Source organism: Rhizobium sp. CRRU65 (assembly GCF_048551595.1).
Classification (GTDB): domain Bacteria; phylum Pseudomonadota; class Alphaproteobacteria; order Rhizobiales; family Rhizobiaceae; genus Rhizobium; species Rhizobium leguminosarum_J.
Genome location: NZ_JBLYZH010000013.1, coordinates 49,653 through 63,056 on the forward strand (window position 1 = coordinate 49,653; position 13,404 = coordinate 63,056).

Sequence of the window (13,404 nt, forward strand, 5' to 3'; positions counted from 1 at the left end):
ACCGGGCAATGTCATCAGAATCATGAGTGCTCGGCGCAAGCCGGTCGAAGTGGAAAACCGCTCGGGGAGGCGTCAGACTTAATCATGAAGCGCACGCGCCGCCCACTGCCCTTGCTCGACGAGTCTCACTCAACGCTGCATTCTCGTCCGATCCGCAAACGCGATCCTGACCAGCCCAGCCTGCCCTTCGATCCAATGCCATCGCGCGTCGAGCCCTGCCTCGCGCTGCTGAAGCCGACTGTGCCCATTGGGCCGGATTGGCTCTATGAGGTGAAGCTGGATGGCTATCGATTGGCAATCCACGTTGAGCCGAAGGGCGTGCGGGTCATCACCCGTGGCGGCCATGACTGGACCCATCGCTTCCCCACCATCGCCGCGGCAGCGAAAGAGCTTGGCGTAACGACCGCCATTCTCGACGGCGAGGCCGTTGTACTCGATGATAACGGCCGATCGGATTTTGGTGCCCTGCAGCGTTCGCTCGGCGGGCGGGGAGGCAAGCGAGTATCGACCGAGTCGATCCTCGTCGCCTTTGACCTTCTCTATCTCGATGGACACGATCTGACCGGCACCGAGCTTGACGTACGCCGACACCTGCTCGAAGACCTGATACCGGGCGGCGACGATCAGACGATCCGCCTCTCCGAGCAGATAGAGCTGCCGGCCGAAGAACTCCTCGAGCACGCCTGCCATCATCATCTGGAAGGTATCATCGCCAAGCATCGCGACCGGCCCTACGGCAGTGGCCGTACGGGCGACTGGCTGAAGATCAAATGCGTCCAGAGCGAGAGCTTCATGATCGTCGGTTATGAGCAGTCCGCATCCGCCCGCGGCGGCATCGGCAGGCTACTGCTGGCCGGCAGACGAGGGCTCGACTGGATTTACGTTGGCTCCGTCGGAACTGGTTTCGGTGCCAGGGATGCTGAATACCTGAAAAAGACGCTGGACCGGTTAAAGACCAACCGGCCGGTCGTTCCGCTGAATGGCAAGCGCCTCGTCCTCGTCCAGCCGACGCTGATCGCTGAGATCGAGTTTCGCGGCTGGACGGATGACGGCAATCTCCGCCATGCTTCGTACAAGGGGCTGCGCGAGGTCCAGGATAATGCCGCAGTCTTCGATATGACCTAACCGCTCACACTTTTCGGCTTCATGCTCTAGATTTGAGCGCTTGCAGCAGGTCAAAACGTCGATCAGAGGCTCTTCAGAAGAAGCCCAAAAATGTGCCGTCCATTGGAATATATCGACGCTCACGTAAACACCGAGCGGACGAAGGCATCTCCTGCGCTCATGAGTTGCTGTATCGCAAAAAGGCTGATTGATGGTCAGATTCTCGGCAGGTCTGGCATCCAGAACCTGCCGGAAAGGCTCTAGCAGACCGGCGGTCGAGCAGGTCGGCTAAATCGTCCTGATAAAACAAGCTAAATAGTCGACGAAGCAGCCGAGATCCCGTATGCCGCTCATATGTCGATCCGACAGGCAATAGAAAGTCACAACGATGGCAAACACGCCCCGCAGACCTGTCAATCCAATGGATGCTGCCGAAGCGTTGTTCAAACCCGCGAAGAAGAAGCCCGAACAAGCTGTTGAGCGGCCAGCGCTGCCGAATATCAAGGAGCTCGTTTCGCTCAAGATCGACAGTGATGTGCTTGCCCTTTTCCAGGAAGATGGCCCCGGTTGGCAGGATCGGATCAACGATACATTGCGCGCCGCGATGAAGAACAGGCTCTGACCCTGTTGCGCCATCTTGTCCGCCACGGGTGGTCGCTGTGATGCCGAATGCGCTGCACCGGCTTCTCCGCAGTGGCGTTGTCCATGTTCTCTTCGCCTTTTTGGCAATGGGCAGCTGGGCGGTTTTCGCCAATCTCGCGCACGCCATGCCATTGCCGCTCTATGCCGGCCTTGTGCAGGGGACGATATCCGCCTGCCTGACGCTGTTCCTGAAATCTGTGATCGACTGGCTTTCGAAGCGCTTCGTCGGATCTGCGCGATTTTGGGCGCCGCCTCTCATTGCTTGTCTCGGCTCCGCCAGCATTCTCGTGGCAATCCATGCGGCGACCGGTACACCGGAAATACTCAAGACCATCGCACTTCCGCTGCTCGTATCGACGAGCTACGCGGCGATTTACAACTATTCGATCTCGCCAAGACGAGGTTTCGATACATAACGGGCAGGCAACTGATCCCATTGGCGGACACGCCTCCTGCGATAACAAGCAGTCGCATGCTGGAGGAAGCAAGGCGTGTCCGCGGTACATGTCACTCCTTCACTGCCCCGGTCATCGATGAGACGTAGTAGTCCACGAAGAACGAGTAGAGGATGACCACCGGGAGCGAGCCGAACAATGCGCCCGCCATCAGTGCCCCCCATTCGAAGACGTCGCCGCGCACCAGTTCGGTCAGCACGCCGACCGGGATGGTTTTGTTTTCCGACGACTGGATGAAGGTTAGCGCATAGATGAATTCGTTCCAGGACAGCGTGAAGGCGAAGATGCCAGCCGAAATCAGTCCGGGTACGGCGAGCGGCAGGATGATCTTGGTGAGAATCTGCCATCTGTTGGCGCCGTCCACCAGCGCGCTTTCCTCCAGCTCGAATGGGATCGAGCGGAAATAGCCCATCAGCAGCCAGGTGCAGAAGGGAATGAGGAAGGTCGGATAGGTGAAGATCAGCGCCAGCCGCGAGTCATAGATCCCGAGCTTGAAGACGATGAAGGCAAGCGGGATGAAGAGGATCGACGGCGGCACGAGATAGGCGAGGAAGATGACGAGGCCAACCGAACGGGAGCCTGTAAAGCGGACGCGCTCGATCGCATAGGCGCCGAAGACTGAGGCCACCAGCGAGAGGAAGGTGGAGCAGACCGCGACCAGCATCGTGTTCCACAGCCAGCCCGGATAGGATGTCTCAAAGAACAGGTATTTGACGTGATCGAGCGTCGCGCCTACCACCCAGAAGGGGCTGTAGTTGCTGTAGTCGGTCAGCTGGTCGTTCGGCTTCACCGCGGTGATCGCCATCCAGTAGAACGGGAAGAGCAGCACGACGACGAAGACGGCCATCGGCAGGTAGAGCATCACGATCCGCCGCGGCAGGCGGTTCAGATAGCTCATGCCTTCGGCATTGTCGGTCACGACCTGATCGGCGGCGTTTGAATTTATCGACATCGTCACTCTCCCCTAATCCTGGCCGCCCTGTTGCCATTTGCGCCGTTGCAAGCCGAAGAAGCTAAACATGATGGCGCCGAGCAGGAAGGGCACCATGGCGACTGCGATGGCCGCACCTTCTCCGAGCTGACCGCCCGGAATGCCGCGCTGGAACGATAGCGTCGCCATCAGATGCGTCGCGTTGACCGGTCCCCCCTTGGTCAGCACGTAGATGAGCTGGAAATCCGTAAAGGTGAAGAGAACCGAGAAGGTCATCACAACGGCAATGATCGGCGTCAACATCGGCAGCGTCACATAGCGGAACCGTTGCCAGCTCGTGGCGCCGTCGAGAGAGGCGGCCTCCTGCAGCGACGCCGGAATCGTCTGCAGCCCCGCAAGCAGCGAGATCGCCACGAAGGGAATGCCGCGCCAGACATTGGCGACGATGACGGATATGCGCGCATTGATGGGGTCGCCGAGAAAATTGATCGGTCCGTTGATCAACCCCAGCTGCATCAGCGACCAGGAGATGATCGAAAACTGGGAATCGTAGATCCACCAGAAGGCCAGCGCCGAAAGCACCGTCGGCACGACCCAGGGAAGCAGCACGATCGCCCGGAAGAAGGACTTGAACGGTAGGTGCTGATTGAGCAGCATCGCCAGCCAGAGGCCGAGCGCGAATTTCAGCACCGAGGCAACGGAGGTATAGAGAATGGTGTTGAAGACCGACAGCCAGAAGACGCTGTCGTCCATCAGGAACTGGTAGTTCTCCAGGCCGATGAAGACGCCGTCGCGGCCGATCCTCGTATCGGTGAAGCCGAGCCAGACACCGAGCCCCAGCGGATAGGTCAGAAAGCAGACGAGGAACACTGCCGCTGGCAGCATGAACAGGAAGCCGAGAACATTGTTGTTCTGCAGGAGCGAGGAGATCGGCCCGCGTCTATCCTCCGGATTCACCATCGACATTGCTTATCTCCCAGATTGCACTTGAACTCTCAGAGGACGTTGCGGCATGCCGCAGCCGGCATGCCGCTTGCTTTGAAGCGCGGCTCAGACGCGGTAGTAGCGGTTGGCCCGCCGTTCAGCTTCCTTCATCGCATCCTCGGGCGACATCTGGCCGGTGACGGCGGCGGCATACATGTCGACCAGAACGTAATCGGCCATGGTCGCTGCCGAGGCATAACCGAGTGGGCCGGCATAGCCGTTCGGACGCAGCTTTTCCGAGGCACGTGCATAAGGCGCGTGGATCGGATCGGATGTCCAGATCGGGTTCTTGGCGAAAGCCTTGAGCGGCTGGCAGCAATAGGCGCTTGAGCCCTGGATCCAGGCATTCATCTGGTCGGCTTCCATCATGAACTTGATGTAGGCCTTCGCCGCTTCCGGATATTTCGTATGCTTGAAGAGAAGCAGCGAGCTCGTCTGGAAAAGCTCGACGCTCTGGCCAACCGGGCCGATCGGGAAATTCGTCGTGCGGATGTCCTTGGCGATCTCGGCGAGCTTCGGGTCGTTCTTGGCCGTGTAATAGACCGAGACGCCGTTGGCGATCAGCGACACCTGGCCGGCGAGGAAGGCGCGGTTGTTGTTGACGTCCTGCCAGCTTTCCGTGCCCGGAATGAAGGTCGCATAGAGTTCCTTGGCATAGTTGATCGACGCCAGCGTTTCCGGGCTGTTGATCGTCACCTTGCCGCCTTCGTCGACCATCTTGCCGCCATGGCTCCAAAGCAGCCAGTGGGCGTAGTTGTTGCCGTCGCCGACGGCCTTGCCGTGCGGGAAGCCGGCCGGCGTGCCCTTGGCTTTCATCGCCTTGCAAAGCTCGAGGAAGCCTGCCGTGTCCTTCGGGAACTCGCTGAAGCCAGCTGCTTTCACGTGAGTGTCGCGATAGACCACCGCATTGCCGATTGCCGCCAGCGGCATGGCGATGAAGGTATCGCCGCGCGCGGCATAGCCCTTCACACCGTCGTACCAGCCGCCATATTTGTTGCCGAGATAGTTGGCGAGTTCGGTCAGGTCGACCAGCTTGTCGGGATACTGGTGAGCGTCGTCGAACCAGCACATGATGAGGTCCGGGCCGGAGCCGACATTGGCCGCGACGGCAGCCTTCGGGCGTATATCTTCCCAGCTTTCCTTGTCGATGCGCACCTCAACGCCGGTCGCTTCGGTGAACTTCTTGGTGTTTGCAATCCAGGCCTCCTCGTCGCCCTTGACGAAGGGTGTCCAGCGCAGCAGCCGCAGGCTGGCGCCGCTTTCCGGCGTGTAGGTCGGTTCAGCCTGCGCGAAGGTCGGCCGGATGCCGAGGCCGGCGGCGCCGGCGACGGCAGCCGAGGCGGCAAGAAAGTCACGTCTTCTGATCCTCATGAGATTCCTCCTCATTAAAAAGCGGGTGCGAACTCCCCGTCGTTCACTTCCCGCTTGGTGAACGACGGTCCTTGCATCCCTGACAGGGGATGCGTGCCTGTCTGCGGGTGACGAGAGGGCTCCTCCGCCGCCGGCCGGCCTCAGTCTGTCAATCTCCGCCCGGTTTCGGTGTCGAAGAGATGAACATGCGCGGCGTCGATAGAAACGCGCAGGGTTTCGCCCGGCCGCGCGCTGACGCGTTCGCGGAAGACGCAGCTGAGGTCGCTGCCGCCGAGCCTGAGGATAAGATGCGTCTCGTAGCCGGTCGGCTCGATCACCACGATTTCGCCGGGCAACCCGTTGGCATCGAGTAAAATGTATTCCGGGCGCAGCCCGTAGACGAGGTCGCGGCCGATGGCGTCGGCTGGCGGATTGGCGACCGGGAGCGCAGTGCCGTCGGATGCCCTGAAACTTGTCGGGTTTTCGGGTTCGAGCCTGCCCTTGATCATGTTCATCGCCGGCGAGCCGATAAACCCGCCAACGAAGAGATTGGCCGGCTTGTCGTAGAGCTCGAGCGGTGTGCCGATCTGCTCGACGACGCCGTCATGCATGACGACGATCTTGTCGGCCATGGTCATGGCCTCGATCTGGTCGTGGGTGACATAGACCGTCGTCGTTTTCAGCCGCTGGTGCAGTTCCTTGATTTCGGCGCGCATGGCGACGCGCAGCTTCGCATCGAGGTTGGATAGCGGTTCGTCGAACAGAAAGACTTCCGGATCGCGGACGATCGCCCGCCCCATGGCGACACGCTGGCGCTGACCGCCGGAAAGCTGGCGCGGATAACGGTCGAGCAATTTGTCGAGACCGAGGATGCCGGCGGCATATTTCACCCGCTTCTCGGCTTCCGCCTTCGGTGCCTTGTTCAGCATCAGCGAGAAACCCATGTTCTCCTGTACCGTCATATGCGGATAGAGCGCATAGTTCTGGAACACCATGGCGATGTCACGGTCCTTGGGCGGCAGCGTGTTGACCACGCGCCCGCCGATCTTGATCTCGCCGCCGGAAATATTCTCAAGTCCCGCCAGCATCCGCAGAAGAGTGGATTTTCCACAACCCGACGGGCCGACCAGGATCACGAACTCCCCGTCGGCAATGTCGATATCCACGCCTTTGATGACCGGAAATGTCCCGAATGATTTCCGCACATCCGCGAATTGAACGCCTGCCATACCCACTCCTCCCAGAAATCGAGCGCTACATGCTATGTATTCGTATTTTCGTATCTCTTGCCGGCGGCCTTATGTTCTCAAGTCCTTCTGCCAGGGCAATCCCGAATATGCGGGTGTGCCCTGGCGGCACTCTCCTCCTATGGGGCGGCTCAACCTCATTTGGACGCACCCGGAGCGTCTTCGGCGAGGTAGACCTCGATCAGCTCGTCCACCGTGGTTTCGGCGACGAAACCCAGTTGCGTCGCCCGTTCGGGCGTAAAGGACTTCGGCCATCCGGCGACGATCCCTTCAATGACCTCGTCGCGGCGACGATCGATCAACTCCGCCGCCTCGGGACCGGCAGCACGGCGTAAGGCGGCAATCTGGTCGGCAACGGTGGCGGCGACGCCCGGCATGGTGAGCGTGCGCCGGACACCCAGCGCCGCGGTGTCGAGCGTCGCCGCATGGATCAGGAACTTGATGGCGGAACGCGGGCTTGCCAGCCAGTGCTTGACCGTTTCCTCGACCGGAAGAACAGCCCGCTGGCCTGCAAGCGGTTCACGCAGGATTCCGGAAAAGAAGCCCGATGCGGCGGCATTCGGCGCACCCGGCCGGATCACGATGGTCGGCAACCGGATTCCGACGCCGTCGATAAAGCCGCGCCGCGAATAGTCAGCAAGCAGAAGCTCGGAAATCGCCTTCTGGACTCCGTAGCTGGTCAGAGGTGCGAGCACGTAATCATCGGGAATGGGATCGGGAAACGGCGAGCCATAGACCGCGATCGACGAGGAGAATACGAACCGGGGAACATAGGCTTGGCGGCTTCCTTCCCGGCGGATCGCTTCCAACAGCAATCGCGTGCCGTCGAGATTGACCTTGTAGCCGAGGTCGAAATTGCGCTCGGCTTCGCCGGAAACGATCGCGGCGAGATGGAAGATCACGTCGGCCCGGCGAGCCGCCAGGGCTTCCGCTGCGCCGCTTTCGGAAATATCGGCAGCCAGCGCTTCCACCGGCGCAACGACACCGGCGGGTATCGGCGGAGGCGCGATATCCACGAGCGTCATGCGCGTGATTGTATCGCCGCCGAGTGACCCGCTGCGCCCCAGCGTGGCTGCGAGCTTCCGGCCGATCATTCCTCCCGCCCCGATAATGAGAATATGCATCGTGTTTCGCCTCCTTGCGAACTACGAGAAGAGTAACTTGGTCGTCGTATAAATACGGGTTTCGTGGATTGCGAAGGCTGTGCATGCGGCATCCGGGTCCCGCGTCTCCAAACCAGCGAGGATCAACCGGTGATCGGCGATGCTCGTGGTGATCGTTCCGGGCTGCGATACGACGCGCCTTCGGTGGCTCAGAAGATAGGAATAGAGGTCGGCGGCCATATCAGCCAGCACCGCGTTGCCGCTGGAACGGTAGATAACGGTGTGAAATTCCCGGTCACATATCAAAAAACGCACAGGATCGTCACAGGCGGCCTCCTGCGCTGTGATCGACTTGCGGAGATAATCAAAAGTTGAAGGCTCCATCTTGAGCGCGGCAGCCCTGACGACCTGCGCTTCGATAAGAAGCCGGGCCTCATGAACATTGTCGAGACTGTAGGCCGCGATGTCGCGATAGCGCGCAGCCTGGACGGCCAATTCGCCGACGTCCTCCGATGCCACTACCGTGCGCGTTCCGTGCACAACCGAGAGAATCCCATGGGTGGAAAGGATAAGGATCGCCCCACGGACGGTCTCGCGGCTGACCGAGAGTGCGGAGGCGAGTTCACGTTCGCTTGGCAACGGATCGCCTACCTTGAGAATGCCGGTGGCAATGAAGGTCGCAATCTTCTGGACGACGAAGTCTTTCATCGACTTCTTCGGCGCTCCACCGAGCGCCGCAACGTCTTCGAGCATCGCTCGAACGTCCATTGCTTTTCCCCTCCCCGCTCAGGTCTACTGGTCCGGTAAGTGGACCAGTAGACCTGAGCGAAAGAGGATTGTCAACGCATGATGGCTGCGATTTACCCACCGATATTTGGAGCAGTTTTGTGAATGGCAATATCAGCGCGCCGAGAAAAATCACGCCGAGAAAGCCGGCTGATCACAGTGCCGGACGGTCCATAGTCCGATAGCGCTCAAGCCACTTTGGAGACTTTGCCGAGCCGCTTGATCGCCTGTTCCAGCGGACGCTTGCCATCGCCGTAATCCTCCCAGGCAGAGGACTTCGACAGCAGCGTCGGGACGGTGCGAATGGTGAAGCGCTTCGGGTCAAGATCAGATTTGACCTGGGTCCAGGTCAGCGGCATCGAGACGGTGGCACCCGGCCGGGCGCGCGGCGACAAAGGTGCAACCGCCGTCGCCATCCGATCGTTGCGCAGATAGTCCAGGAAGATCCGGCCATCCCTCAGGCTCTTCGTCATCTTGATCAGATAGAGTTCGGGATTGTCGCGTGCCATCTGCTGGCAGACGTCGTGGGCAAATCCCTTCGCTTCGGCCCACGAAAGCGGCTTGCGTTTGTTGATCGCAAGCGGAGTGACGACGTGCAGACCCTTGCCCCCAGTGGTCTTGCAAAAGCTGATCATTCCCAGCGCGTCGAGACGGTCCCGCATTTCGCGGGCCGCCGAAACGACCGCGGAGAAGGGCACATCCGGACCTGGATCAAGGTCGAAGACGAGCCGGCCGGGCACCTCAGGCTGACGCGGTTCGCAATTCCAGGGATGCAGCTCGACGGCGCCGATCTGCGCGACGGCAGCAAGGCCTTCGATACGGTCGATCTGCAGGTATGGTTTTTTGTCGCCGAAAACCTTGACCAATTCGACAAGATTCGAGGTGCCGGGCATCGCATGACGCTGAAAAAACTGCTCGCCGCCGATCCCGTCGGGTGTACGGATGATCGAACACGGACGTCCCTTGATGTGCTCGATCAGCCACGAACCGACGGCTTCGTAGTAGCAGGCCAGGTCCTCCTTGGTAACGGTTTTGCCGTCATTGGCATCCGGCCACAGCGGCTTGTCCGGGTTGGAGATCAGCACCCCCATGACCTCGGCCTTGGCGCCTTTTTTGCGGACGGGTCTGGTTTTCGCCTCCACCGTCGGCTGTGGCACGTCAGTTTGCGCGGGCTTTGCCGGCCGTTCGGCCTTGACCTCTATGGCCGGCTTGTCTTCCCGCAGTCCCTTGAAGGCCGCCTGCCGGACAATGCCGTCTGCGGTCCAGCCTGCGAATTCGATTTCCGCCACTAGCTCGGGTTTTAGCCAGATGACCTCGGCCTCCTTCTTCGGCGCGCCGATGCCGGTGAACGGCGATTTCGCCGTCTCGAGCGCTTTCAACTTCGGAAGCAGCGCTTCCACTTTCTTCGCGCCATATCCCGTGCCGACGCGGCCGACATAGACGAAGTGGTCGCCGTGGTAGACGCCGACCAGCAGGGATCGGAATTTCCCGTTGGTCTGGGCATAGGCGCCGATCACCACCTCGTGGCCGGAGCGGCATTTCGACTTCGCCCAGCTTTCGGTGCGGCCGGATTGATAGGGTGCATCCGCCTCTTTCGAGACGATGCCTTCCAGTGAAAGCTTGCAGGCAGACTGGAGAACTGCATCACCGCCGGTGTCGAAATGCTCGACGAAACGGACGCGCGGATCATCGCCGGCGTCGGACAGAAGGCTTTGAAGCCGCGCCTTGCGCTCGACGAGCGGCAGCGATCGCACATCCTCGCCACCTTCATAGAGAAGATCGAAGGCGAAATAGACGAGCTCGCCGGTCTTGCCTTCCGAAAGGGCCGCCTGCAGAGCCGCGAAATCAGGAGCGCCATGATCGTCGAGGGCGCAGATCTCGCCGTCGATGATCGCATCGGGCAGTGTCGATGCCGCCTCGGCGATCTCCGGATATTTTGCCGTCCAGTCGAGCCCTTTCCTGGTCTTCAGCGTCGCCTCGCCATCCAGCACTCGCATCTGGATCCGGTAACCGTCGAATTTGATCTCGTGAAGCCAGCCAGTGCCTGCCGGAGGGCGTTCCAGTGTCCGGCAGAGCTGCGGCGCAATGAAATCCGGCAGATCGACCTTTGTGGCCGGTTTCGATTTCCGACCGCCTCCGGTGTCGTCTTTTCGCTCTTCGGCAGCCAGTCCGTGATTGCTGTCCCAAACGGCATCAGCCTGAACGTCGCCACCCTCGATCATGAAAGGCCTGGGCTTTCGTCCCTTGCCGCCGGCAATCATCTCCATGGTTCGGCCGGAGGCGACAGAGGTGTCGTTCTCCTCGAGGACCGCTTCGCCTTTGTTTTCGACGGAGAACTCATCATGGTGTTTGATGAGCAGCCAATTTGTCCGGTTGCCGCCGTTGCGATCATTGCGCATGCGCACCAGCACGAAGCTGCCGTGCAGGCGTTTGCCTTCCAAGGTGAACTTGAAGTCACCCTTGGCGAGGGCCTGCTCGGGGCTCTTCTTTCCTTCCGGTTCCCAATAGCCCCGGTCCCAGAGCATGACCGTCCCACCGCCATACTGGCCCTTCGGAATGGTGCCTTCGAAGTCGCCATAGTCGAGCGGATGATCCTCGACCTCAACTGCCAGCCGCTTGTCGTGCGGGTCGAGAGACGGGCCTTTGGTGACCGCCCAGGATTTGAAGACGCCATCCAGCTCGAGCCGCAGGTCGTAGTGCAGCCGGGTGGCATCATGTTTCTGGATGACGAAGCGACGCCGATTGCTGCGCGAGAGGCGTTTTTCACCGCTCGGCTCATCCGTTTTTTTAAAGTCGCGCTTCGACCGATAGGTCGATAGTTTGTCACTGGCCATGGTCGTTCCCGAAAGCAACCCCGACAGCGAAATGCCGCCTGGCGGCTGGAAGTTCCATCAGGGTGCTCCTCCAGCCGTCAGCGGATGAAACGGCTGGGATAGGCGAGAAAAAATTTCTCGGCCTCGCCGCATCGTTCTCTTGCTTGAAACGTTAATTGCTACCACCGGGATGCAAACATGCGCGCTGATCAATGGCTATCTCTTCTCATCATCGCGCTGATGATGGGCGCGTTCCTGTGGGGTCGTTATCGATACGATATAGTCGCCGTGAGCTCTCTTCTCGCTGCAATCATTGTCGGCATCGTTCCCGCCAAGAATGCTTTTTCCGGCTTTTCCGATGACATTGTCATCATCGTTGGCAGCGCGCTCGTCGTCAGTGCGGCGATCTCCAGATCGGGGATCATGGATGTCGCCTTGCGCCGATTTTCTCCCGAACGACGCGGGCCACGGATGCAGCTGATCATTCTGGTTGCCATTGTCGCAGCCCTGTCGGCTTTCATCAAAAACATTGGTGCGCTGGCGATCATGATCCCGGTCGCTGTGCAGATGGCCCGGAAATCGCGCGTATCACCGTCGATGTTCCTGATGCCGATGTCTTTCGCCTCTCTGCTCGGAGGGCTTATGACGCAGATCGGCACGTCGCCAAACATCATCGTTTCCCGGGTGCGCGAGGAGATCACCGGGCAGCCGTTCATGATGTTTGACTATACGCCTGTCGGCCTGGCGCTCTCGGTCGCCGGCGTTGTCTTTCTGGCGCTGTTCTACAAGCTGCTGCCTGAAAGATCACGGGTCGAAACGTCGATGGATGAGGCGGTGGCGATCAAAAACTACACGACCGAGGCCAAGGTCACCACGCCATCAGGGGCGATCGGGCGGTCCGTCAGCTGGCTGCAGAAGCCGGCGGGCGGCGATGCGATGGTGACTGCGATTATCGGTGGCAACGGCCAAAGACGAACGCCCCTTCCCGACACGGTGCTCAAGGATGGCGACCTTCTTATTATCGAGGGAGAGCAGAGCGCCCTCGACAAGATCGTCAGTGAAGCCAAGCTTCAACTGTCCGACCGTAAACACGAGCCTGAGACACGCCAAGACATCAGTTCTGTCGAAGCTATCGTTGGCGAACATTCCCGATTGATCGGCGTCAGCGCAAAAGACGTTTCTCTCTTCCACAATACCGGGCTCAACCTTCTTGCCGTCAGCCGCCGCGACAGGCGCTTCACCGAGCGCCTGGGTGAGATCAAGATCCGCAATGGCGACGTCGTGGTCTTGCAGGGCGACTTGCAGAAACTACCGGATCTTCTACGCGAATGGGGATGTTTGCCGCTGGTCGAACGAGATATGAAGCTCGGCAACGCCCGCAACGGCATGATCCCCGTCATTATCCTGATGGCAACGATGGGAGCAACAGCCTTCGGCGGCATTCCCGTAGCGACAGCGTTTTTCGCCGCCGCTTTTCTGATGGTGGTCACCGGATGCGTTCCTTTGCGGGAAGTTTATCAGCATCTCGATGCGCCCATTCTGATCATGCTGGCCGCTCTCATTCCGATCAGCGACGCGCTCAGGACCACAGGAACCACCGACATCATCGCGGACCTCCTCTCGCGAACCGCCGAAATGCTCCCGCCCTTCGGTGCTTTGGCTCTGATCCTGGTTGCGGCCATGGCCGTAACCCCGTTTTTGAACAACGCAGCGACGGTTCTGGTCATGGCCCCGATCGCCGCGACCTTTGCCGAGAAGCTGGGCTTCAGGCCCGATGCCTTTCTGATGGCGGTGGCAATTGGAGCCGGCAGCGACTTCCTCACGCCCATCGGACACCAGTGCAACACGCTGGTGATGGGACCGGGCGGATATCGTTTTGGTGACTACGCCCGACTGGGTCTGCCGCTGTCGCTCATTGTGGTGCTCGTCAGCGTGCCGATCCTGTTATTGGTCTGGCCGATCTGATTGCACCTGACACCGGATGTTGCG

11 protein-coding genes are annotated in these 13,404 nt (G+C 60.2%); 4 read left to right on the forward strand and 7 right to left on the reverse strand.

Annotated features, from left to right (window positions below; all coding sequences use genetic code 11):
- The first annotated feature begins 84 nt into the window (after positions 1–84).
- The 3 genes from ligD (ACM5SV_RS24115) to ACM5SV_RS24125 all read left to right on the forward strand — a co-directional run bounded on the left by ligD (ACM5SV_RS24115) (position 85) and on the right by ACM5SV_RS24125 (position 2,162).
- A complete protein-coding gene (gene ligD, locus ACM5SV_RS24115) occupies positions 85–1,125 on the forward strand; it encodes a non-homologous end-joining DNA ligase (RefSeq protein WP_128406723.1) in 1,041 nt (346 codons plus the stop codon).
- Between the two features lie 367 nt (positions 1,126–1,492).
- Positions 1,493–1,726, forward strand: a complete 234-nt coding sequence (locus ACM5SV_RS24120; protein WP_113545621.1) for a BrnA antitoxin family protein — start codon at positions 1,493–1,495, stop codon at positions 1,724–1,726.
- A gap of 40 nt (positions 1,727–1,766) precedes the next feature.
- Positions 1,767–2,162 carry a hypothetical protein gene (locus ACM5SV_RS24125; RefSeq protein WP_012755637.1) on the forward strand — a complete coding sequence of 132 codons (396 nt, stop codon included), beginning with the start codon at positions 1,767–1,769 and terminating at the stop codon, positions 2,160–2,162.
- A 91-nt stretch (positions 2,163–2,253) separates the two neighbouring features.
- Here the strand turns inward: ACM5SV_RS24125 and ACM5SV_RS24130 are convergent, their stop codons facing one another.
- From ACM5SV_RS24130 to ligD (ACM5SV_RS24160), 7 genes are all read right to left on the reverse strand, one after another.
- Positions 2,254–3,153 (reverse strand): carbohydrate ABC transporter permease, encoded by a 900-nt coding sequence (locus ACM5SV_RS24130; RefSeq protein ID WP_012755638.1) that lies wholly within the window; start codon positions 3,151–3,153, stop codon positions 2,254–2,256.
- 12 nt (positions 3,154–3,165) lie between these two features.
- Entirely contained in the window at positions 3,166–4,098 is a 933-nt protein-coding gene (locus ACM5SV_RS24135) for a carbohydrate ABC transporter permease (RefSeq protein ID WP_012755639.1), read from the reverse strand.
- Positions 4,099–4,182: 84 nt separating this feature from the next.
- Positions 4,183–5,487: an ABC transporter substrate-binding protein gene (locus ACM5SV_RS24140; RefSeq protein ID WP_128438831.1), complete on the reverse strand. Its 1,305-nt coding sequence runs from the start codon at positions 5,485–5,487 to the stop codon at positions 4,183–4,185.
- A 140-nt stretch (positions 5,488–5,627) separates the two neighbouring features.
- A complete protein-coding gene (locus tag ACM5SV_RS24145) occupies positions 5,628–6,695 on the reverse strand; it encodes an ABC transporter ATP-binding protein (protein ID WP_012755640.1) in 1,068 nt (355 codons plus the stop codon).
- 155 nt (positions 6,696–6,850) lie between these two features.
- Positions 6,851–7,837 (reverse strand): D-erythronate dehydrogenase, encoded by a 987-nt coding sequence (denD, locus tag ACM5SV_RS24150; RefSeq protein ID WP_012755641.1) that lies wholly within the window; start codon positions 7,835–7,837, stop codon positions 6,851–6,853.
- Positions 7,838–7,858: 21 nt separating this feature from the next.
- Complete coding sequence (locus tag ACM5SV_RS24155) at positions 7,859–8,584, reverse strand: FadR/GntR family transcriptional regulator (RefSeq protein WP_003562459.1); 726 nt, start codon at positions 8,582–8,584, stop codon at positions 7,859–7,861.
- 206 nt (positions 8,585–8,790) lie between these two features.
- Positions 8,791–11,436, reverse strand: coding sequence for a DNA ligase D (gene ligD, locus ACM5SV_RS24160; protein WP_222051638.1), 2,646 nt, complete (start codon positions 11,434–11,436; stop codon positions 8,791–8,793).
- Positions 11,437–11,613: 177 nt separating this feature from the next.
- Between ligD (ACM5SV_RS24160) and ACM5SV_RS24165 the strand changes: the two genes are divergently transcribed.
- On the forward strand, positions 11,614–13,380 hold the full coding sequence (locus tag ACM5SV_RS24165; protein ID WP_128406702.1) for an SLC13 family permease: 1,767 nt from the start codon (positions 11,614–11,616) through the stop codon (positions 13,378–13,380).
- Positions 13,381–13,404: the final 24 nt, after the last annotated feature.

Bases quoted from the DNA above. Each gene is read 5' to 3' on its own strand.
- ligD (WP_128406723.1), top strand. From the start codon at position 85: ATGAAGCGCACGCGCCGCCCACTGCCCTTGCTCGACGAGTCTCACTCA.
- ACM5SV_RS24120 (WP_113545621.1), top strand. From the start codon at position 1,493: ATGGCAAACACGCCCCGCAGACCTGTCAATCCAATGGATGCTGCCGAA.
- ACM5SV_RS24125 (WP_012755637.1), top strand. From the start codon at position 1,767: ATGCCGAATGCGCTGCACCGGCTTCTCCGCAGTGGCGTTGTCCATGTT.
- ACM5SV_RS24130 (WP_012755638.1), bottom strand. From the start codon at position 3,153: ATGTCGATAAATTCAAACGCCGCCGATCAGGTCGTGACCGACAATGCC.
- ACM5SV_RS24135 (WP_012755639.1), bottom strand. From the start codon at position 4,098: ATGTCGATGGTGAATCCGGAGGATAGACGCGGGCCGATCTCCTCGCTC.
- ACM5SV_RS24140 (WP_128438831.1), bottom strand. From the start codon at position 5,487: ATGAGGATCAGAAGACGTGACTTTCTTGCCGCCTCGGCTGCCGTCGCC.
- ACM5SV_RS24145 (WP_012755640.1), bottom strand. From the start codon at position 6,695: ATGGCAGGCGTTCAATTCGCGGATGTGCGGAAATCATTCGGGACATTT.
- denD (WP_012755641.1), bottom strand. From the start codon at position 7,837: ATGCATATTCTCATTATCGGGGCGGGAGGAATGATCGGCCGGAAGCTC.
- ACM5SV_RS24155 (WP_003562459.1), bottom strand. From the start codon at position 8,584: ATGGACGTTCGAGCGATGCTCGAAGACGTTGCGGCGCTCGGTGGAGCG.
- ligD (WP_222051638.1), bottom strand. From the start codon at position 11,436: ATGGCCAGTGACAAACTATCGACCTATCGGTCGAAGCGCGACTTTAAA.
- ACM5SV_RS24165 (WP_128406702.1), top strand. From the start codon at position 11,614: ATGCGCGCTGATCAATGGCTATCTCTTCTCATCATCGCGCTGATGATG.